The organism is Providencia sp. PROV150 (assembly GCF_028481025.1).
In the GTDB taxonomy this organism is placed as follows: Bacteria; Pseudomonadota; Gammaproteobacteria; order Enterobacterales; family Enterobacteriaceae; genus Providencia; species Providencia hangzhouensis.
The window spans coordinates 1-21,970 of record NZ_JAMPPJ010000010.1 but is presented as its reverse complement, the minus strand read 5'-3'; the positions used below and the strand labels follow the sequence as shown (position 1 = coordinate 21,970).

The following is a 21,970-nucleotide window of genomic DNA, read 5'->3' as shown; positions in this document are numbered from 1 at the left end:
CTAAGTTACATCCAGATAAACCAAGCAAACAATGAAATCACAAGGATACAAGCCACGTTTAATACCGCACCCACACGTACCATTTCAATTTGCCTAATATAACCGGAACCGAACACAATCGCATTTGGCGGTGTAGCAACCGGCAACATAAACGCACAGGATGCACCAATCCCAATAATCATGGTTAATACAATGACTGGCATACCTAATGCTTCAGCAACTGTTGCAAAGATTGGTACTAATAAAGCTGCACTCGCCGTATTACTGGTAAACTCAGTCAAAATGATAATAAAGGTAGTAACAGCTAGAATAATAACAAACCAGTGACTTTCGCCGAATGTCATTTGCATCCAGTCTGCCATGATCTTACTTGCCCCAGAAGAACTTAAAATTGCGCTGAGTGTTAAACCACCACCAAACAGCATCAATACGCCCCACTCGGTATTTTTCTGAATTTGAGACCAGCTAGCAACACCTGTTACACCAATTAAAATCGCAGCACTCATCGCAATGATTGTATCTAAATCTTTTACGCCACCTAATGCATCACTAATAAACGTACTCGTGATCCAACAAACTACGGCTAAAAGGAAAATCGTCATTGCTGTAATACGCTTGCCATTCCACTCAACGTGTTCTAACTCAATTTGAAAACGATGTTTCAGGTTTGGACGTAACATCATGTACATCAATACAAACATCATTGGTAGTAACACCACCATGATTGGAATACCATATTTCATCCATGATAAGAAATCTAAACCTAAAGCCGCAGCCGCAATCGCATTTGGAGGGCTACCTACAATCGTGCCTAAACCACCGATACTTGCACTATAAGCAACACCTAATAGTACAAACACGAAAGTATTACGTTCATGACGTACATCGAGATTAGACAGTATACCTAATACTAGTGGTAGCATCATTGCAGCTGTTGCTGTGTTACTAATCCACATAGAAAGTAACGCTGTTACGCCAAACAGTAATAATACCGCGACTGATAAGCGCCCTCGAGCTGCCATTAGTAAGCGATTTGCAATTAGCCTATCAAGGCCTTGGATATGTAAAGCAGTCGCTAATGCAAAGCCTCCGAAGAATAAGAAAATGATCGGATTTGCAAATGATTTCAATGCATCCCCTGTATTCATCAGCCCTAAGCCTACTGCCAAGATCGGAATACACAGTGCAGTAATGGTGACATGGATAGCTTCAGTTAACCAAAGCACACCGATGAAAACCATCATTGCAAGACCAGCATTTGCTTTATCATCGAATGGTAAATATTTTAGTAATAAAATTAAGAGTACGATATCAACAGCTAAGATTATCCACCCTCGTTTATTCGAGGGCGTTGGGCTCACTGATGGTGTTAAAGATTCTGAAGCGTCCATGTTTACTCCATAGCTTTGGAAGCAAGTTTAGTTTTAGCGCATATTGTTAATAATTATTTATAAGCTGTGAAATATAGAGTTAATTTATTGAGATGAAAATGTGGATAAGTTAAAAGTGCGATCTACCCCGCGCAATTTTTTGTATTTTTAATATCTCTACCGAGAAATGTTCTATTTTGTAGGCAAATAATCGCATAAATTAACAGTTTCAATTGACAGAATAATTGCGCTAATACGCCAACGCACCAGTCAGTAGTTAATTCCACCCAAAGCAAAATAAATAATGTTTATGAATAAAAAACAAACTTAAATTAAAATATCAACCAATGAAACTAGACAACTAATTAAGCTAGCTAGTTAAACTCCGGCTAGCTTAACTAATTCATACCTGCTTTATCCCACTAAAACAGGTCCAGTAACCAACGAAGGCTGTATTATATCCTGATGTCTAGACATGCTTTCACGATGGTTTAATGATGATGTCATTGATGAAAGCTGTGCTAACTGATTGTCATGAGCCAACAGTATTTCTTCATCAGACTCATTCGGTGTATTAGTAACCATAAGCCCATCAGTCAACAAATAACTATCTACAATAGTTTTTACCCTAATATCTTCGTTAGAATTTAAAAATCGCAATTGAAGGTGTTCATATCCTTGAGCATTAGCAGAAAATATACGCCTAATAATAAGTATGCTATTTGTATTTATATCCGTCAGGATAAGGTCATCTCCTAGGCGATTAACAGCTAGCGAGTTCATATCGTCAACAGGTAAAACAAGTGTATCTGTCAAACGATCGCTCGCATTATTATCAATGATAATTGCTTGATAATGTAGCCACGCTGCTCTAGAAATAACATAACTATCTTCTTTATCTCCCGCACTTAATACAATATTTTTTACATTATTGATAACTGGTGGGTTAATTATATCCCTTGAATTTCCACCGTTAATTAATAAAGATGATGAGAATCCCTCTTTATTACCATCTAAATTATTCTCTCCCTTACTATAATATAAAATCTCATCATTAGTTGTATACATTAACAATCCATTTTTTAATTTTTTAACTGTATCAAATTTAATATTTGGGTATATCTCATACATTGAAGGTAGTGATAAAGTATTTTTTAAATTATTTTTATCAAAAGCTTTAACTAAAGCAGTTTCATTTACAATTGGTTGCCAATAAAGTTTCTTATTTTCCATATCAAAAATAATTGCTGCTGAACGGTACTCGTCTATTCCTAAATATTGCAATGTATTCAGTGATGATAATTGGTATGCAATAACAATACTTTTATTTTCATACCAAGCGGGAATAATAGCTTGATTATGACTCATTTTTAATCCAAGTAAAGCATATACTCCTTGATTTGACTCTAATTTACCAAATTCTTCCCACCATCTTGTTGGATGTAAATCAAACCACTTTTTATTTAGTGCCACAGGTTGAATATTACCTTGAGCGTTAACTTGACTCACAATACCATTATTATTAGTAATTAAAATTTTACTTTGACTAAATATAACACTCTCAATATCTTCGATATTTATTTCCTTGATCCCTTGCTTTTCTATTTGAAAGAAATTTGGATTCTCTCCGACTTGTCGATATATTAACTTTTCTTTATAACTATAAAAAAAGAATACTTCTTGCCCATTATTATTTAATAAAAAGCCAACAAATATTAAATCTTTAGGCTCAAATAATTCTTTGCTATCGAGAGCAAGCTTATATGAAGTAACCGTTGGCCTTATAATAACACCGTCTTTTTCCCTTAACCAATAATGATATATATTATTATTTTTATCAATTCCTGATATTTGGATGATATCAGCCAACTTCACACTTTTACTATATATTGTTTTTTTATCTTTTACTTTATCAATTAACAATAAATACTTACCAAAAATCACATCTGAAATATCCTTAGGTATGACCGATTTTTCTTCAAATAACTGATAATGAGTCAGCTCATCAATAGAAACACTAACTAATATAATTTCATTTCCATTTATCATATAATTTGCGACTTCATGAACTCCTTCACTAGGATAACGACATGAGAAATAAATATTTTCATTACTAACCCATAACTTAGTTAATTCAAAATTCCGCTGAGCATTATTATTAATAATATACATATATTGGACTTTATTATCCTTATCAACTAACCACAATATATTATTATCTTTTGAATAAAAACATGCCCCCGTCCCTAATGGAGAAAATAGATCAGCATTTTTAGTATATTGTTCCGATGAGTCAGTGAAAATATATCTCCCTGTAGAAACCTGATAAAATGCTCGGCCTACATTAACATTCCCAAACTGATAATTTTCAATTAATATGTACTGCCCCATAATTTTATGTTGTTCATTTAATTTATTTAAATGATTAGATAAATCTTCCTTATGGCCGACCCACTTATTTCCATCTTCGCTAATTAAATTTATACTTAACTTTAAAAAATCTATTTTATAGGTTTCATTATTATTATTGATATATAAAAAGTCTTTTTTTGACACTGATGGGCCTAATTTTATTTTTACTCCACCAAAATCTATACATTCAGACTTAACGATAATGTCATTTTTATTTAATAGTTCACTACTAATTATCCAATGAGAAGGCGATACCTTATTAGAATCATCTATCAACTCTATTTCTGCACCTATTTGTGGGCTAAGTTTATATACCCCACCATTTCCTCTTATCGAATATTTAATTTTCCCATGCCATTCATTGGGTATTTTTGGAATAACCAAATGTCTATACTGATTATTTAACTTTATTTCGATTTCTGTATCTACATATTCATTGAATATCTGAGTGATAGTATTTTCACTTGGAAATATATAAAAGTCATAATCAAATTTATCTGTATTTTCTAAACGACGAATAACATCAAACCCACTATCATGACGTGTTGTTGCTCCTGGCCATAAATTGTAATCATATTTAATATACGATTTTGGCGTGATAGGTAAGGCAATTATTTGTGCATCTAAATAGCCATACTGTCGGCTACTCATGTTATATCCGATACCTTTACGAATATTAATTGCCTGTTGACGGTCATGTACCATTGTAGGGAAATTACCCGCCCAAAAAATATAATTTTTCCGTCCACCTCCTGCAGAATGTGCGCTAGTCCTATAGATATACTGGCTATCAAATTCAATTTGGTTATTTCTAAGATCTATTGTTTTAAAAACTGCACCAGCGCGCGGGAGAACAATGCTTTTATCAGGTAAGTAATCATATCCGTTATTTTTATATGCTTGGTCTAACTGATAAAAATATCTACCTACCGATTTAGCATCTTCTCCTATCACTGCATAATTACGCGCCAAACCAGTGAAACCAATACTTAACCCTGCAAAAATAACCCCTGCTCCCCCCATAAATACTGAAGCTTCCGTTACTCCTAAAGCACCGGTTCCTAAACTGAGTCCTCCTGTGACAAAACTCGCAGAATCAAAAGCAAGTTGTGTACTAAATATAATCTTATGAGGTTCATCTTTTGCATAGGTCAATTCATATATATCAAAGCCGACTAAGGCACCATTAAATAAAACAGTAACACCTTCATTTACTGTTTGAGCTAATGAAGTAGAAAACAGACTAATATTTTTAGCTTCATAGCTAATATTTCCATTTAACCCACTACGAATTATACCCACAATTTTACCTAAATCATTCAGAGCCCCATGAAATATCATCCCATAATTAATATAACTATGTATTTTCAATGCTAATGCTAAGTTAAAATTATCATTTTTCATGCCGTTTCTATTATGGTTTTTATCTGAATACCATAGCATCAAAGACTGAATCGCTATTCCTGCATTTAATCCATCGAATGATGGCTCATTGATATTATATTCACTGTTATTATCTATATATTTTTGGGGCTTTATTTTTTTACCATCGAAAAAATAATTTTCCCCAAATAATGCTACTTGCTTTTCATAGTAATGATTAAATTCTTTAATTGTCGGATCATCCATTTCAATCCAATGACTTTTTTCAGGATCATCATAATCTATAAATTGAAGTTGATACTTACCTTTCTCATCCTCTTTCAGTGTAGAAAATATAGGCACCCATTTTCTATTAAATTGATAGTTCATTGATAAATTGGCAAGAGAAGTTTCTAAACGGTATCCCCATTGTTCTGCTTCTAACATAGCCAATGCTCCTTTCAATTGAATGTCTCTTTGAATAGCAAGTTGTTTATTAACAATACAACTAGTTTTACTCTCACGTTTAGTAATTAAACTCAGTGAAATAGGCTCACTTAAATGAGTTACACTTAACCCATTCCCCACAGGAACACTCGACATATCATCGGTAATAATCGAAATCACTTCAAAAACCGGATCTTTATTGCTCCCAAAGGCTGAGTAAAAATCAGCCATTTTGTTATCTACCATAAATTTTTTAAATGCTGAAAATAGTTCTTTACTATTATTAAACGAAAACAAACCGAAGTTAGGATCATAAAAATAATAGTGTAATTTTTTATCATTTATAGTTTTACCAATAAGCATCGAGTGATTTTGACTATTAATAGCAAACATCATTGTTTTTTGCTGCGCCTCTAATAAACTCTGTGTTTCTTTGATATTAATTCTACCATGAGAAAATGATGCCTCTATTGCTTCCACATTCGAATGTAATCGCTCCAATGCCGTTTTTATTAATATTGAATCATTATCTTTAGGATTCGCTGATGCTATATAAAGTTTATTAAATAAAGTATCCGCGCCTTTTTGATCATCTTTTGCTAATGCAACTGACATAGCTCTAACCAAAGGACAACAACGCCCTCGAGAATCATCCCCTATCAGGGTTAAATAAAAATCTTGTGGCATTAATCGATTAATTTGGCTATTTAATGAATAAAATAATTCACTAACTTTTCCTGTTTCATTCAAAATATATTTTATATATTCGGCATGACCTACATTATTAATTCTTTGATATAAAGCCCCTCGTTCTGTAGGACTAAGGTCTTGAGTCAAATATAATTTTTTCAGTTCTATTGACGTCATATTCTTCTTTAATCCTGATATATTAACTTCTGAAAAACCGTCCATTCCCTCACTAAAACTATTTCTAAATGAAGGTTTATTAGAATTTTTATGAACAAAAACTAAATTTTCATATCGCTCATTGATTGTTTGCTTATATTCATTAATACCGCCATATATTGATTGTTCTTCATTTTTAACAACAGCGTTCATACCTTTACTTTTTTTTATTTCCCACCATAACTTACTTCTTTCTATTTGGTTCCCTTCAGACAGTATTCTATTATAATGATTATAATAAAGACTAATTTGAATATCACTTTGTGCTAATTTTCGTGTTAAAGATTTTATTTTAACTTTATCATCTATTGTTTTATTTATTTTCCCATTTAGTTCCTGAAGTTGTTTCTGCCATACTTCTTGGAAACTTTTTAACATTTTTACATGATTATTTATTTTTATACTTATAGATGTAATAAACTCATGCCATGCTTTAGCGCTATCTAATTTTCGTTCCGTTTCAAATATATTATTACCTTTCTCATCCACATATAAGCAATTGAATTTCTTTGCTATAGACAATATTTTGACATGTGTATTTTCCCGAGTGTTTTCAAATTTATTTTTATTTATACTATCCATTTTATTATTAGGAATATATTTTAATATTCTATTTTCCCCTTCTATTGCAAATGATTTCCTTTCACCCTTAAAATCTTTAACCTCTTGTTTTTGTAAGACTAATTGCCAATCATTATTTACAAACTGCATATATGCTGTCGCATTACCATTTGTACCATTTTTTATTTTATAATCTTGATAATCAGCAGACATAACAACATCATCATATAAAATTGAACTATTCATTCTGCAATCATTATAGACTCGATAATGATCTTTATCATGATTGGTAACTATAATAGAATTTTTATTTAAAGTACCTGTAAATAAGAGAAACGTATCTGATGGTTTTTTAGGAATATCTACATAGGAGGGATATAAATGAGTTGCATCATAATTATTATTATTGAGTAAATAACTTTTAATTACAAACGGATCAGGCTGCTCGCTATCATAATAACTAATATCATATCGTGAGTTATCATATTTAGTTAATGTTATATCTCCTTTTTCTGCCGTTGAGCCAATTTTAATTAACTCGCTTGTATCTAGCGTATATTTATTGATGATTTCATTTATTTTTTCAATTACTTCTGTATATTTTTTTACTGTCATTGCATTCATTCCTTTGAATAAAAATTAATTATTTATCTAAAATGAATAATGACTGTAAATTAATATCTCCTTTAGTACCATAATCAAAAAACAAATTCAGATTGAATTTTATAAAAAAACTCAATTATATTTGTTGCATTAATACAATAAATACCCCAAAAAAAGGGAAGCCTAAGCTTCCCTATTCATTAACTTGCTAAGCAATAAATAATTATGCTTGGCCTTTAACTTCTTTTAAGCCATTGAATGGTGCATTTTTACCTAATGCTTCTTCAATACGAATCAATTGGTTATATTTAGCAACACGGTCAGAACGGCTCATAGAACCTGTTTTGATTTGGCCTGCTGCTGTACCAACTGCTAAATCTGCAATAGTTGCATCTTCAGTTTCACCTGAACGGTGAGAGATAACAGCTGTATAGCCTGCATCTTTCGCCATTTTAATTGCAGCCAAAGTTTCAGTTAAAGAACCGATTTGGTTGAATTTGATCAGGATAGAGTTAGCTATACCTTTATCGATACCTTCTTTTAGGATCTTAGTATTAGTTACAAACAGGTCATCACCAACCAGTTGGATTTTGTCACCAAGAACTTTAGTTTGGTATGCGAAACCATCCCAGTCAGACTCGTTCAGACCATCTTCGATAGATACGATTGGGTACTGTTTAGTCAGTTCTTCTAAATAATGTGTGAACTCTTGTGAAGTGAAGGTTTTGCCTTCGCCTTTCAGCTCATAATTACCGGTTTCTGCGTTATAGAACTCAGATGCTGCACAGTCCATAGCCAGTGTTACGTCTTTACCTAACACATAACCTGCTTGCTCAACAGCTTCTTTAATTGCTGCTAATGCCGCTGCGTTTGACTCTAAGTTAGGCGCATAACCACCTTCATCACCTACAGCTGTATTCATACCTTTAGATTTCAGTACTTTTGCTAGGTGATGGAAGATTTCAGAGCCCATACGAACCGCTTCTTTCAACGTTGGTGCGCCAACAGGCTGGATCATGAATTCTTGGATATCAACGTTGTTATCAGCATGCTCACCACCATTGATGATATTCATCATCGGCAGAGGCATAGAGTATTGACCGTGAGTACCATTCAAGTCAGAAATGTGCTCATACAGAGGCATACCTTTCGCCGCTGCTGCTGCTTTAGCATTTGCTAAAGATACAGCGAGAATTGCGTTTGCACCAAATTTAGATTTGTTCTCAGTGCCATCGAGATCAATCATGATTTTATCGATGTTAGCTTGGTCTTTAGCATCTTTACCGATCAGCGCTTCTGCGATTGGGCCATTAACTGCAGCAACTGCTTTCAGAACACCTTTACCCAGAAAACGCGCTTTATCACCGTCACGCAGTTCCAGAGCTTCACGAGAACCTGTTGACGCACCTGATGGTGCCGCAGCTAAACCAACAAAGCCACCTTCTAAATGAACTTCAGCTTCTACAGTTGGGTTACCACGAGAGTCAATGATTTCACGACCGATCACTTTAACAATTTTGGACATTAGGTTTTCCTCAGTACAAGTTAAATTTTGGGAAGTTGGTGCACCTGCGCCGACTTCCCCATATCTTATTTCAACTCACCTTTCTGGTACTTACCAGCGGCTTTAACAAAACCTGCAAACAACGGATGACCATCTCTTGGTGTAGAGGTGAACTCTGGGTGGAACTGACAAGCCACAAACCATGGATGATTAGGGTTTTCAATAATTTCCACCAGCTTATTATCCACTGAACGGCCTGCAATTTTTAGGCCCGCATCTTCAATACGTTTCAGTAGTAAATTATTCACCTCATAACGGTGGCGGTGACGTTCAATGATAGTTTCTGAACCATACATTTCACGTACAAGGCTACCATTCACTAAATGACATGGTTGGCCACCAACACGCATTGTTCCACCAAGATCGCTCTCTTCTGAACGTACTTCAAGGTTACCCTCTTCGTCGCGCCATTCAGTAATCAGCGCAACAACAGGGAATTTACAATCCGCTTTAAATTCTGTTGAGTTTGCATCTGCCATATTGGCAACATTACGTGCAAATTCAATCAATGCGACTTGCATACCCAAACAAATTCCTAAGTAAGGGATCTTGTTTTCACGTGCATATTGAGCGGTCAGAATTTTCCCTTCAACACCACGCTCGCCAAAGCCGCCTGGTACTAAAATAGCATCTAAACCTTTTAGTAACTCAACACCTCGAGTTTCAATATCTTGTGAATCAATTAATTTGATGTTCACAGTTAAACGGTTTTTCAAGCCACCGTGTTTTAATGCTTCAATTACAGATTTATACGCATCTGGTAACTCAACATATTTACCCACCATCCCAATAGTCACTTCACCAGCGGGATTGGCTTCTTCGTAAATAACTTGTTCCCACTCAGCTAAATTAGCTTCTGGCGCATCAATGCGGAAACGGTTACAGATGTATTCATCCAAACCTTGTGATTTCAATAAGGCTGGGATTTTATAAATTGAATCAACGTCTTTGAGAGAGATAACCGCTTTCTCTGGCACATTACAGAACAATGCGATTTTTGCACGTTCATTTGCTGGGATCACTCTGTCTGAACGACAAATTAGCACATCTGGTTGAATACCAATTGACAGTAATTCTTTCACAGAATGTTGAGTTGGCTTAGTTTTTACTTCACCAGCCGCTGCAAGGTATGGCACTAATGTTAAGTGCAAATATAATGTGCGTTCACGGCCAACTTCAGCTGCCATTTGACGAATCGCTTCAAGGAATGGCAATGATTCGATATCACCAACTGTACCACCAACTTCAACCAAAACAACGTCATGACCTTCACCACCACGGATGATGCGGTCTTTAATTTCATTAGTGATATGAGGGATAACTTGAATTGTAGCGCCTAAATAGTCGCCACGGCGCTCTTTGCGCAGAACTTCAGAGTAAACACGCCCAGTCGTAAAGTTATTACGACGTGTCATTTTAGTACGGATGAAACGCTCATAGTGACCTAAATCTAAGTCAGTTTCAGCGCCGTCTTCTGTAACGAAAACTTCCCCGTGTTGGGTTGGGCTCATAGTGCCTGGATCTACGTTAATGTAGGGATCCAGTTTCATAATAGTCACATTGAGTCCACGGGCTTCGAGTATAGCCGCCAAAGAGGCTGCGGCAATGCCTTTACCCAGTGAGGATACGACCCCGCCGGTCACAAAAATATAATTAGTTTTCATGCTGAACCTGAAAGTTTAGGTTTAAAAGATGATGGATATAACAGGACGGGAAAACAGTATACCCGAACCTTAATTTCGCTACAAATGTTCTAAGCATAATAAGGCTAAATTTCATCAATACTCTAATATTATCAGCAAGTTAAAAGCGAAAAATATTTATCGCTTCAAAATTAGTCATCTTTATCTATTTTTATAGATTAACACAGTTCAAACACAAAAGCTAAATCCTTTCAGCTCATTGTATGGTGTAAAAAATGCGATTCTGCACTAACTTTGATTTTGAATAACTATTTACTCTAACTCTCCACATTTAACACTCGAAAACTTCAACCTCCATATTATTTTTGAAGCTTTGTTTGGAGCCATTGCATGAGGTGATTTTAGAACAAACCAACCATATCGAACATATCGAATTTTTCTGTAGATGCTTCGTTCTATATATAATTAATGCTCTAGATAGTTCGTGCTACAGCTAGGCGGCAAGAGAGGATATCTCAGGGAGCATACACCAGTTATGTGACCTGAGTAGCCGAACGCAGCCAACAACGCTATAGTGCGAAATATGACGAACCATTTTATTCTTGACTCTTAACCTGCTGCCAAAGCCCTTCCATCTCATCAAGTGTAGCACTTTCTGTCGTTTTGCCACTTTCCGCTAGGCTTTTTTCGATTTGACGAAAACGGCCTTCAAATTTGTTGCAAGCTTTTTGCAACGCTATTTCAGGTTTATGACCTAAATGGCGAGATAAATTCACTACGGCAAACAATAAATCGCCGATTTCTTCTTCTAGGTGAGTTTGGTCAACAACCACCTGTGTGGCTTCTTCCATCACCTCTTCAAGTTCTTCATGAACCTTACCCACAACAGGGCCTAACGTATCCCAGTCAAAACCGACCGAAGCACAACGCTTTTGAATTTTATAGGCTTTCATTAGTGCTGGGAGCGAATTCGGGATATCATCTAGCACAGAAAACTGCGATTTTTCAGCTCGCTCTTTTGCTTTTCGTTTTTCCCACCCCTCAATCACTTCCGAGCTGCTCAATGTGTTATTTGTATCAAAAATATGTGGGTGACGATGTTCAAGCTTATCGCTCACTGCTTGGCAAATATCATTAAAATCAAACAATGATTTTTCATTCGCCATTTGCGCATAGAAAATCACTTGGAACAATAAGTCGCCCAGCTCACCTTTTAAGTCGTTAAAATCTTCACGTTCTATCGCATCAAGCACTTCATAGGTTTCCTCAAGTGTATAAGGTGCAATAGTTTTAAATGTCTGTACTTTATCCCATGGGCAACCTGTTTGTGGGTCACGCAGCTGTGCCATAATGGATAATAAGCGTTCGATTTCGGGTTTTTCCTGACTCATTGTATTAACCTTTGATTTTCTTTTGTTTCTAATTGTCATCTTTATCTCAAACTTACCAGATATAAAGGCAAATCAACAAATTTTTCCCAACAAAAGAAAAAACAAAGAAAAGATTATTGAATATTTGCAAAAAATTATTTTCAAAATAGTTTGAATTGCAGCTAGGCGGCAAGTAAACGAGCCCCTAGGAGCATACATCAGTATGTGACTAAGATGAGCGCGCGCAGCCAACAACGCTACAACTCAAAATATGAAGAAAACCACTGACAATATGACAGTACTGATTTTCAAAATAGTTTGAGATGTAGGTAGGCGGCAAGCGAAGATATCTCGGGGAGCATACATAAGTATGTGACCCGAGTAGCTAAGTGTAGCCAACACCCCTACAACTCAAAATATGAAGAAAATCACTGGGAATGGCGTTTTGCCTCAATAACATCCGGCAACTGATTTAATTTTGCTAACACCCGGCTCAGCACCTCAATATTATACAGCTCAATTGTCATATCTATCGTTGCTAATTGCTGCTTCACATCGCTGCGGCTACTGACGCCAAGCACATTAACCTTCTCATTAGCTAATATTGTCGTGATATCACGTAGTAGACCACTACGGTCATTGGCGACAACTCTAACCACGAGAGAATAACCACTGGAATAGTTTTCTCCCCAAACTGCATCTATCACACGTTCTGGCGCATGACTTTGCAGCTCAGCTAATTGTTCGCAATCCGCACTGTGAATAGAAATACCTCGTCCTTTCGTGATAAAACCGACAATTTCATCCCCTGGAATTGGCTGGCAACAACGTGCAATATGGTGCATTAGGTTACCAACCCCTTCAACCACCACTCGACCACTACCATGGGATGGTGCTCTTGGGAGTGAAGACTTACTTTCTAATGTCTTCATTGCCGCGCGGTCTTCTTCTTCTGCGGTGGCTTTGTTAAATTTGCTTTGCAGGAAATTCACTAATTGGTTGATACGAATATCACCACCACCAATTCCGGCTAAAACTTCATCCAATGAGTGAACATTATAGCGCGCGATTAGCAGTTTTTCGGCCTCTCGGAGGCTGATATCAAGCTGCGATAATTCGCTATCTAGAATTTGGCGCCCTGCGAGGATGTTTTTGTCTCTATCTTGTTTACGGAACCAATTTTGGATTTTGGCTCGCCCACGGCTGGTTGTTACATACCCTAAGTTAGGATTTAACCAGTCACGGCTTGGGTTTGGGTGCTTTTGAGTGATAATTTCAATTTGGTCACCCATTTGTAATTGATAGCTAAATGGAACAATACGCCCACCTATTTTTGCACCAATACAACGATGGCCGACATCACTGTGAATGTGATAAGCGAAATCAAGCGGCGTCGAGCCTGCTGGCAAATCCACCACATCCCCTTTTGGGGTAAAAACATACACTCTGTCATCAAACACTTGGCTACGAACTTCATCTAGCATTTCGCCAGAATCTGCCATTTCTTCTTGCCATGCAATCAGCTTACGTAACCACGCAATACGGTTTTCGTAGCTACTTCCTTTGCCAATGCCAGTTGCGCCTTCTTTGTATTTCCAATGCGCCGCAACCCCCAGCTCTGCATCTTCATGCATTTGGCGAGTACGAATTTGAATTTCAAGTGTTTTGCCGTTTGGCCCTAATACCACTGTATGAATCGATTGATAACCATTAGGCTTTGGATTCGCCACATAGTCATCAAACTCATCAGGAAGGTGGCGAAAATGGGTATGAACAATTCCTAATGCAGCATAACAATCCTGCAAGCGTTCAACGACAATACGCACCGCTCGCACATCAAACAGTTCATCAAATGCCAATGATTTTTTCTGCATTTTACGCCAAATACTGTAAATATGCTTAGGTCGGCCATAGATATCTGCTTGAATATTCTCTTTTAACATGTACTTACGTAAGGTTGTTACGAAAGTATCTATGTACTCTTCACGGTCAATACGACGTTCATGGAGGAGCTTTGCAATTTTCTTATATTCATCGGGATGCAAATAACGAAAACAGAAGTCTTCTAACTCCCATTTTAACTGCCCAATTCCTAGGCGATTTGCTAAAGGAGCATAAATATTTGAACACTCTTTTGCAGCTAAGACGCGCTCATCTTCCGTTGCATCTTTGACTTCACGTAAATGAGCAATTCGTTCCGCTAACTTAATAACAACACAGCGGAAATCCTCTACCATTGACAGTAGCATACGACGAATATTATCGACTTGTGTCGAGCTGGTTTCGCTTGATTGTGTTGCTTTGAGTTGGCGGATCGCATCCATTTCCAGCACGCCTTTAACAAGTTCGTGAATGGATTTGCCAAATTCATCAATAACTTCTTGTTCTTCTAACTTCCCTTCTTCCACTAAGGGGAAAAGCAAAGCCGCTTGTAAGCTGCCGATATCCATACTTAATGTTGATAGGATCTCGGTCATTTCAATACCACGCCACAGTAACAGAGGGGCGATTTCTTGTCCGGCTAATTTATCGTGACAATATTGCCAGGTATGGATGAGCTTTTCTTCTGATTGTTTATTACTCAATCCCAGGCCGTTAACCCACTTTTCTGGGGCAAACTCACCTGCTGGGGTAAGATGCGCACTTCTTACTGCAACCATATGTTCTCCCTACCTATTAAACCTCTGGGCGACGGATAAATAACGCCATTGACTCTAAATGGCTAGTTTGCGGAAACATGTCTAGCATCCGCAACTGTAATAATTGATAGCCCCCATCAAGTAAAACTTTACTATCTCTTGCCAATGTTGTGGGGTTACATGAAACATAGACAATTTTTTCTGGCATCAGTTTAATTAAATGTTCCATAACGCCAGCGGCTCCAGCCCTAGCTGGGTCTAATAACACTTTATTAAAGCCATGAACCGCCCAAGGTTGTGTGTGTATCTGGGCTTCTAAGTTTTCATTATAGAATGTCGCATTACAAATAGTATTGAGCTGTGCATTGTTTCGTGCCTGTTCGACTAAATTTTCCACACCCTCAACACCCACAACGGATTTCACTAACCGTGCAATTGGCAACGTAAAGTTACCCATTCCACAAAAAAGATCTAATACCCTATCTTCACTGTTTAGATCTAACCATGCTAAAGCTTGTTCTACCATCTGCTGGTTAACTTGCCCGTTCACTTGAATAAAATTTAACGGATTAAATTTTAGTAACTCCCCTGCAACTTGATATTCAGGTTGTGGCGAATTTGGTGACAGAGCCTGTAAGTTTTCATCATTACCCGCTAACCAGATAGACACTCCGTGCTGATTTTCAAAATCGCTTAACTTTTGGGTATCTGATAACGAAAAAGGGGTTAAGTAGCGAATCAATACAATTTTACAATTGTCTGCACGAATAAGTTCTACATGCCCCAGTTTCGCTTTATTACTGAGCTGGTTAATACATTCAGAAAGTGGTTTTAATAAAATATCCAAATCTGGGGATAAGATAGGACAATTTTTTATATCAACCAATGTGTTAGATTGAGATTGACGAAACCCCATAACGACATTTTTACTTTTAGGCTGATATTGTAGCCCTAATCGAGCTCGACGGCGGTAACCATATGGCTCACCACTAATCACCGTAGGAACAGATATATCTAGCGATGTTTCGCGCTGCATCAGGTAAGCTAAGGCATGAGCTTTGCTTTCTCTTTGCAGTACAATGTCAACATGTTGCTGTTGACACCCCCCACATTGATTAAAATAACGGCACCGAGGCTTTACTCTTTGTGGGCTCGTGCTCAAGCGTTTAGTCACCTTCCCTTTAGCAAAATGCCGCTTCTCTTCCGTCAATTCAATTTGTGCTTCTTCTCCAGGCAATAAACCTGTTACAAAAATGGTTTTTCCTTCGATACGGGCAACACCTTGCCCTGCAGCATCGAGGCTATCAGCTACAACCGTGATTTGACGGCGTGAAGTGGTACGGCGATTAGGAGAGTAAAATTGAGCCATAAAGTAGTCACTACAGAGTATTAAGTTATAAAAATCATGATTGTCGAGTTTTCAATTTTAATGCGTTGTTTTTTTTCGCTAATTAATCCAGAAAAACGGTCAGTCCCATTATACCTGTTTTTCCTATCATTTGATTGACTACTTTTCCATTTTTATTATGCCATTCAATTATTATATTAGTTACTAACCATAAATTTACGATATTCTTCATAGGCATAGTGGTCTGTCATACCGCTAATATAGTCTTGAATCAAACGAGCTCGATAATAAAACTCCAGAATAGATTTATCTGCTTCATTCGTTGCAGAAATTTTCTCAAGTGCTTCCGTGTAAGATAAGCGATGCTTATTAGATAATTTATGGAACAATCTCGTTTCAATGAAAAAGTGCTTGTGGTAATTTTTTTCAACGAGCTCAGCAAAATCCCTTCTATTCATCATCAGTAATGGGCTATAAAAATCTAATAACCCGCTGATAATTCGGTAGCCTTGCAACTCTAACTCTTCAACTTCATGGTGGTTAAATACATGTTTAAAAGCCACTGTTTTCAATACTTTCAGTAATCTATGTTCTGGGCTTTTATCTTCTAACAAAGCGCTGTTAAAAGTGCCATTATAAATTTCAGGCAGATTTTTAATAAACTGCAGTGCACTGTAATGAGACAACTTCCCTGTAATATTCACGCGCAAATACATAAAGAACTGATCTTGCTGAATACGCCTTGTGTGGTTGTCACTGATATTATTGAAAGCTCGCATGACAGTTTGATCGAACAAATCATTTTGTTCAATATCCCCCCACTCTGCTTTTAAGTACTCAATCAACTGCTCAACAGTAAAAATGCCTTTTTCCGCGGCATCATCTAAATCAGCAATACAATATGAAATATCATCAGCCGCTTCCATAATATAGGACAGAGGGAAACGGCAGTATTTCTCCATATCGAGTTTTTTGGTTAACTCACTGACAAAGTCCACCTCTGACCAATAATAGCCTGGTTTTTTCATCAAATAATCAAACTCAGGGGGAATTGGCTCCAAATCATAAGCTCCACGCGTATATTTTAAGATAGAACCAATTTGTGCATAGGTTAAGTTTAGTTTGAGTAATCGATGCGCCATGCGCAGCCCTTGCGCATTACCTTCAAATGAGCATAAATCCTGCTTTAATTGACGACGGAATAAATCTTGCTTTTCATTTCCAGTTAACTGTAATGCCGATATTTGGCATGGGTCAGGGGAGTTGGGTGTATATAAGTAACTTGGCGACAGTAACTTGGTAAACCATCGTTGAATTGCGGCCTCACCAAAGTGCCCAAATGGTGGATTACCGATATCATGCATTAAACAAGCCATTTCGACTAAGCTTTCAAACGCATCACAACGTTCATCTAGCCCATAGGGCTCCAGTAATTTTTTCTTTTTTAATTCACCTAAAACCGTTTTACTGATGTAACGGCCAACCTGCTGAACCTCTAGTGAGTGAGTTAATCGGCTACGCACTGCTGCGTTTTGCTCTAAGGGGAAAACTTGTGTTTTTTGTTGTAAGCGGCGAATGGCTGCTGAATTGATAATCCGCCCACGATCACTTTCAAATAAGCGATTAACCGCATCTTCATCTTTAGGTGAAATTTTTTGGTTTTTCGCACTGCTCATGTAGTTACGCTGAAAGTTTAGCTTCTTAACAAAATTAATCTCACCCACTCTGCCACCTTCCCTATTTCGATTGATGTTTCATTATATAGCCTAAATACAGGAAAAAACCTTCACGACTCACCTTTCAATGTTACACTTCGTGCATCTTTGTAATTTCGTTGTCAAAATTCGAGTTGTTGCAATTAAAATTGCGAGCCCACTCGAAGAATGCAGCAATAACACAATAAAACATTATCGTCCCTAGTCAAAATATTGACACTATATTGACATTAATAGTGCAAATTGAGCAGGGAAAAGGAGACAAAATGAAAGTTGGAATAATTGGTGCCATGGAACAGGAAGTGGCGATTTTGCGCTCACAAATTGAAAACTGCCAAACTATTAACCGTGCTGGTTGTGAGATTTATACAGGCAAAATTAATGGCGTTGACGTTGCGTTATTGAAATCAGGTATTGGTAAAGTCGCAGCCGCAATCGGTACAACACTATTATTAGAGCATTGCCAACCAGATGTCGTGATTAACACAGGCTCCGCAGGTGGTTTAGACCCTCGTTTAAACGTCGGCGATATCGTGGTTTCTACAGAAGTTCGTTACCATGATGCTGATGTGACCGCATTCGGTTATGAACCCGGCCAAATGGCACAGTGTCCGCCAGCTTTCGTTGCTGATACTAAGTTAATTGAAGTTGCTGAGCAGTGCATTAAGTTATTGGATATGAACGCTGTTCGTGGATTAGTCTGTAGCGGTGATGCTTTTATTAATGGTGCTGAGCCACTGGCGCGCATCAAAGCGATGTTCCCACAAGTTGCGGCAGTAGAAATGGAAGCCACCGCGATTGGTCAAGTATGTCACCAATTTGGCATTCCATTTGTCGTCGTTCGTGCCATTTCAGATGTTGCAGATAAAGAATCCCACACGAGCTTTGATGAGTTTTTACCTGTTGCTGCCCGTCAATCTTCCCTGATGATCACAGCAATTTTAGCTAAACTCGCTTAATCATTTGCAAAAAAGGTATAACCATTTGTTAGTTATACCTTTTAATTAATTCTACGATGAATTTTGTTATGAAACGAATTACGCATTATTTTTCCCTTACTATCACCTTATTATGTGCTTTATTGGTGGCCTTTTCTGCTCTAGGAGCAACAAAGCAGCGCGTTATTAGTTTATCACCGGCCAATACTGAACTTGCTTATGCAGCAGGGCTTGGAGATAGCTTAATTGCGGTCAGTGCTTACTCCGATTACCCAGAGCAAGCAAAAAAATTAGAACAAGTCTCTGATTGGCAAGGTTTAAATGTAGAACGTATTATCGCACTTAAACCTGATTTAATCCTCGCATGGCGAGGAGGTAACCCCCAGCGGCCTCTTGATCAACTCGCAGGCCTAGGTATTCCAATTATTTATTTCGATCCTCAAACTATTGATGATGTCATCAACTCAGTGATTGAATTAGCACAATACAGCCCAACCCCAGAGATAGCACAACAAAATGTTGAAAAAATGCGCTCTAGGCTCGCTCCTTATCAAAAAGAAAAAATTTCTAATAAAAAATCAAAGAAAGTGTTCATTCAACTCGGTACTCAGCCTTTATTTAGCGCAGGTAACCACACGCTGCAAAATGATGTCGTAGAGTTTTGTGGTAGTGAAAATATTTTTGCTAATAGCGCTGTTCAATGGCCTCAAGTCAGTCGTGAGCAGGTGCTCACTCGCAAGCCAGATGTAATTATTATGACTGGTTCAGCCGAACAGGAAAAAACAGTGAAAAAATTTTGGCACTCACAGCTCAATGTCCCAATTATCCGATTAAATGAAGATTGGTTTCACCGAGCAGGCCCAAGGATTGTTAATGCGACAGAACAACTGTGCGAGCAGTTAAACGCATTATCTGATTGAGAATTACAAATTACAAATTACAAATTACAAATTACAAATTACAAAAATTTTCTAAATAGTTCGAGGTGTGGCAAGGCGGCAAATGAAGATATCTCGGGGAGCATACATTAGTATGTGACCCGAGTAGCTGAATGAAGCCAACACCGCCACAGCTCGAAATATGACGAAAATTAGACGCTGAAAGACGAACCACACCCACAAGTAGACTTAGCATTCGGATTGGTGACAATAAAACGCGAACCCTCTAAGCCTTCCGTATAATCCACACTTCCACCCACTAAATATTGTAGGCTCATTGGGTCTACGACAAGAGCAACACCTTGTTTCTCGATTGTCATATCGCCTTCATTGATCTGGTCATCAAATGTGAAACCATATTGGAAACCGCTGCATCCGCCACCAGTGATATAAACACGCAGACGCAGGTTTGGGTTGTCCTCATCAGAGACCAGATCTTTAACTTTAATTGCTGCCGCATCAGTAAATTGCAAAGGCAGAGCTGCATCATCACTCATTTTTTACTCCAAACCGGTGACCGGTAAATTCATGTGTAGGCTAAAACCTACTCAGATCAATTAACCTAATTATCCGCCACTTGACTAAATGGTTCAAGTGCTGTCATGCAATTAGACACATTGTGCATATCTTCATATCAACATTTGGTTTAATTGGTGTGGTGCTTTAGAATGAGAGCAATTTTTTTCTTAGCCTCTTTCTGGAGCCCTGCGATGTCACAATCTGAAAAACTTTACGCACAAGCAAAAGAACAAATTCCTGGTGGTGTAAACTCCCCTGTTCGTGCTTTTAATGGTGTTGGTGGAACCCCATTATTTATTGAAAAAGCGGATGGCGCTTATATTTATGACGTTGATGGTAAAGCCTATGTAGATTATGTTGGCTCATGGGGACCAATGGTTTTAGGCCATAACCATCCTGTGATCCGTGATGCCGTGATCAAAGCGGTTCATAAAGGATTAAGTTTTGGTGCTCCGACTGCCGCTGAAGTTGAAATGGCTGAATTAGTTTGTGAACTAGTCCCCTCTATGGATATGGTACGCATGGTAAATTCAGGCACTGAGGCGACCATGAGCGCAATTCGCCTAGCTCGGGGTTACACAGGCCGTGACAAAATCATCAAATTTGAAGGCTGCTATCATGGCCATGCAGATTGCTTATTAGTCAAAGCGGGTTCTGGTGCGCTTACTATGGGCGAACCAAACTCTCCTGGCGTTCCTGAAGATTTTGTAAAACACACATTAACTTGTACCTATAATGACCTATCTTCAGTCCGCCAAGCATTTGAAAATTACCCAGAAGATATTGCATGTGTCATTGTTGAACCTGTTGCTGGAAATATGAATTGCGTACCACCAACAGCTGAATTTTTACCCGGTTTACGTGCATTATGTGATGAATTCCATGCCGTACTCATCATTGATGAAGTCATGACAGGCTTTCGCGTCGCATTAGGTGGAGCACAAGATTACTACGATGTTCAGCCTGATTTAACCTGTTTAGGTAAAATCATCGGTGGTGGTATGCCTGTTGGTGCCTTCGGTGGCCGCCTTGAAATTATGGAAAAACTAGCACCAATTGGGCCTGTTTACCAAGCAGGGACCTTATCTGGTAACCCTGTCGCGATGGCTGCTGGCCTCGCTTGCTTAAAAGAAGTCTCTCAGCCGGGAGTCCACTCACGTTTAAATGAATTAACAGAAAAGTTAGCTCGTGGTTTAAAACGTGTTTCCGCAGAGCAAGGTATTCCGATGGTTATCAATCACGTCGGTGGCATGTTTGGTATTTTCTTCACCGACGCCCCAACCGTAACTTGCTACCAAGATGTGATGAAATGCGACGTTGAGCGCTTTAAGAAATTTTTCCATTACATGTTAGAGCAAGGTATTTACCTCGCGCCTTCTGCATTTGAAGCTGGCTTTATGTCTATCGCCCACAGCGATGAAGACATTGAGAAAACTATCAAAGCCACAGAAACTGCATTGATGAAAATTAAAGAGAATTAATTCACATTGATGTTATAGAGGTGAAATTTTATCCATTTTCACCTCTATTTTTTTATAGTTAAGATATAGTTAAGAATAGATAACTCTAGGTTCGACACCACAATTCCCTAACTAATTAGTATTCAAATAATTAGCCTTTCAAATAAGCAATTCG

Annotated in this window: 12 protein-coding genes; 3 read left to right on the top strand and 9 right to left on the bottom strand. The window is 37.7% G+C overall.

Going from position 1 to position 21,970, the window contains the following annotated elements; translation table 11 throughout:
- Positions 1 to 5: 5 nt before the first annotated feature.
- The 8 genes from PSE83_RS08370 to dgt all read right to left on the bottom strand — a co-directional run bounded on the left by PSE83_RS08370 (position 6) and on the right by dgt (position 17,949).
- On the bottom strand, positions 6 to 1,391 hold the full coding sequence (locus PSE83_RS08370) for an SLC13 family permease (protein WP_004260445.1): 1,386 nt from the start codon (positions 1,389 to 1,391) through the stop codon (positions 6 to 8).
- Between the two features lie 393 nt (positions 1,392 to 1,784).
- Positions 1,785 to 7,673, bottom strand: a complete 5,889-nt coding sequence (locus PSE83_RS08365; RefSeq protein ID WP_272660801.1) for a TcdA/TcdB pore-forming domain-containing protein — start codon at positions 7,671 to 7,673, stop codon at positions 1,785 to 1,787.
- Positions 7,674 to 7,884: 211 nt separating this feature from the next.
- The gene (gene eno, locus PSE83_RS08360; protein ID WP_004260453.1) at positions 7,885 to 9,186 is read right to left on the bottom strand and encodes a phosphopyruvate hydratase; all 1,302 of its coding nucleotides are present in this window, start codon (positions 9,184 to 9,186) and stop codon (positions 7,885 to 7,887) included.
- A gap of 65 nt (positions 9,187 to 9,251) precedes the next feature.
- Positions 9,252 to 10,889: a glutamine hydrolyzing CTP synthase gene (pyrG, locus tag PSE83_RS08355; protein ID WP_004260455.1), complete on the bottom strand. Its 1,638-nt coding sequence runs from the start codon at positions 10,887 to 10,889 to the stop codon at positions 9,252 to 9,254.
- 575 nt (positions 10,890 to 11,464) lie between these two features.
- The gene (mazG, locus tag PSE83_RS08350) at positions 11,465 to 12,259 is read right to left on the bottom strand and encodes a nucleoside triphosphate pyrophosphohydrolase (protein WP_272660800.1); all 795 of its coding nucleotides are present in this window, start codon (positions 12,257 to 12,259) and stop codon (positions 11,465 to 11,467) included.
- A 407-nt stretch (positions 12,260 to 12,666) separates the two neighbouring features.
- The gene (relA, locus tag PSE83_RS08345; protein WP_096863274.1) at positions 12,667 to 14,898 is read right to left on the bottom strand and encodes a GTP diphosphokinase; all 2,232 of its coding nucleotides are present in this window, start codon (positions 14,896 to 14,898) and stop codon (positions 12,667 to 12,669) included.
- A gap of 16 nt (positions 14,899 to 14,914) precedes the next feature.
- A complete protein-coding gene (gene rlmD / locus PSE83_RS08340; protein WP_272660799.1) occupies positions 14,915 to 16,246 on the bottom strand; it encodes a 23S rRNA (uracil(1939)-C(5))-methyltransferase RlmD in 1,332 nt (443 codons plus the stop codon).
- 176 nt (positions 16,247 to 16,422) lie between these two features.
- On the bottom strand, positions 16,423 to 17,949 hold the full coding sequence (dgt, locus tag PSE83_RS08335) for a dGTPase (protein WP_164564759.1): 1,527 nt from the start codon (positions 17,947 to 17,949) through the stop codon (positions 16,423 to 16,425).
- 257 nt (positions 17,950 to 18,206) lie between these two features.
- On the opposite strand from dgt, the gene mtnN reads away from it, so the two are divergent.
- Both mtnN and btuF read left to right on the top strand, forming a co-directional pair.
- Complete coding sequence (mtnN, locus tag PSE83_RS08330; protein WP_096863277.1) at positions 18,207 to 18,899, top strand: 5'-methylthioadenosine/S-adenosylhomocysteine nucleosidase; 693 nt, start codon at positions 18,207 to 18,209, stop codon at positions 18,897 to 18,899.
- Between the two features lie 68 nt (positions 18,900 to 18,967).
- Positions 18,968 to 19,798 (top strand): vitamin B12 ABC transporter substrate-binding protein BtuF, encoded by an 831-nt coding sequence (btuF, locus tag PSE83_RS08325; protein WP_227528908.1) that lies wholly within the window; start codon positions 18,968 to 18,970, stop codon positions 19,796 to 19,798.
- Positions 19,799 to 19,968: 170 nt separating this feature from the next.
- Here the strand turns inward: btuF and erpA are convergent, their stop codons facing one another.
- A complete protein-coding gene (gene erpA, locus PSE83_RS08320) occupies positions 19,969 to 20,313 on the bottom strand; it encodes an iron-sulfur cluster insertion protein ErpA (RefSeq protein ID WP_004260480.1) in 345 nt (114 codons plus the stop codon).
- Between the two features lie 213 nt (positions 20,314 to 20,526).
- Here erpA and hemL point away from each other — a divergent pair, with 213 nt between their 5' ends.
- Entirely contained in the window at positions 20,527 to 21,816 is a 1,290-nt protein-coding gene (hemL, locus tag PSE83_RS08315; protein ID WP_036958380.1) for a glutamate-1-semialdehyde 2,1-aminomutase, read from the top strand.
- Positions 21,817 to 21,970 lie beyond the last annotated feature (154 nt).

Coding starts and splice junctions, on each gene's coding strand:
- PSE83_RS08370 (WP_004260445.1), bottom strand. CDS start 1,391: ATGGACGCTTCAGAATCTTTAACACCATCAGTGAGCCCAACGCCCTCG.
- PSE83_RS08365 (WP_272660801.1), bottom strand. CDS start 7,673: ATGACAGTAAAAAAATATACAGAAGTAATTGAAAAAATAAATGAAATC.
- eno (WP_004260453.1), bottom strand. CDS start 9,186: ATGTCCAAAATTGTTAAAGTGATCGGTCGTGAAATCATTGACTCTCGT.
- pyrG (WP_004260455.1), bottom strand. CDS start 10,889: ATGAAAACTAATTATATTTTTGTGACCGGCGGGGTCGTATCCTCACTG.
- mazG (WP_272660800.1), bottom strand. CDS start 12,259: ATGAGTCAGGAAAAACCCGAAATCGAACGCTTATTATCCATTATGGCA.
- relA (WP_096863274.1), bottom strand. CDS start 14,898: ATGGTTGCAGTAAGAAGTGCGCATCTTACCCCAGCAGGTGAGTTTGCC.
- rlmD (WP_272660799.1), bottom strand. CDS start 16,246: ATGGCTCAATTTTACTCTCCTAATCGCCGTACCACTTCACGCCGTCAA.
- mtnN (WP_096863277.1), top strand. CDS start 18,207: ATGAAAGTTGGAATAATTGGTGCCATGGAACAGGAAGTGGCGATTTTG.
- btuF (WP_227528908.1), top strand. CDS start 18,968: ATGAAACGAATTACGCATTATTTTTCCCTTACTATCACCTTATTATGT.
- erpA (WP_004260480.1), bottom strand. CDS start 20,313: ATGAGTGATGATGCAGCTCTGCCTTTGCAATTTACTGATGCGGCAGCA.
- hemL (WP_036958380.1), top strand. CDS start 20,527: ATGTCACAATCTGAAAAACTTTACGCACAAGCAAAAGAACAAATTCCT.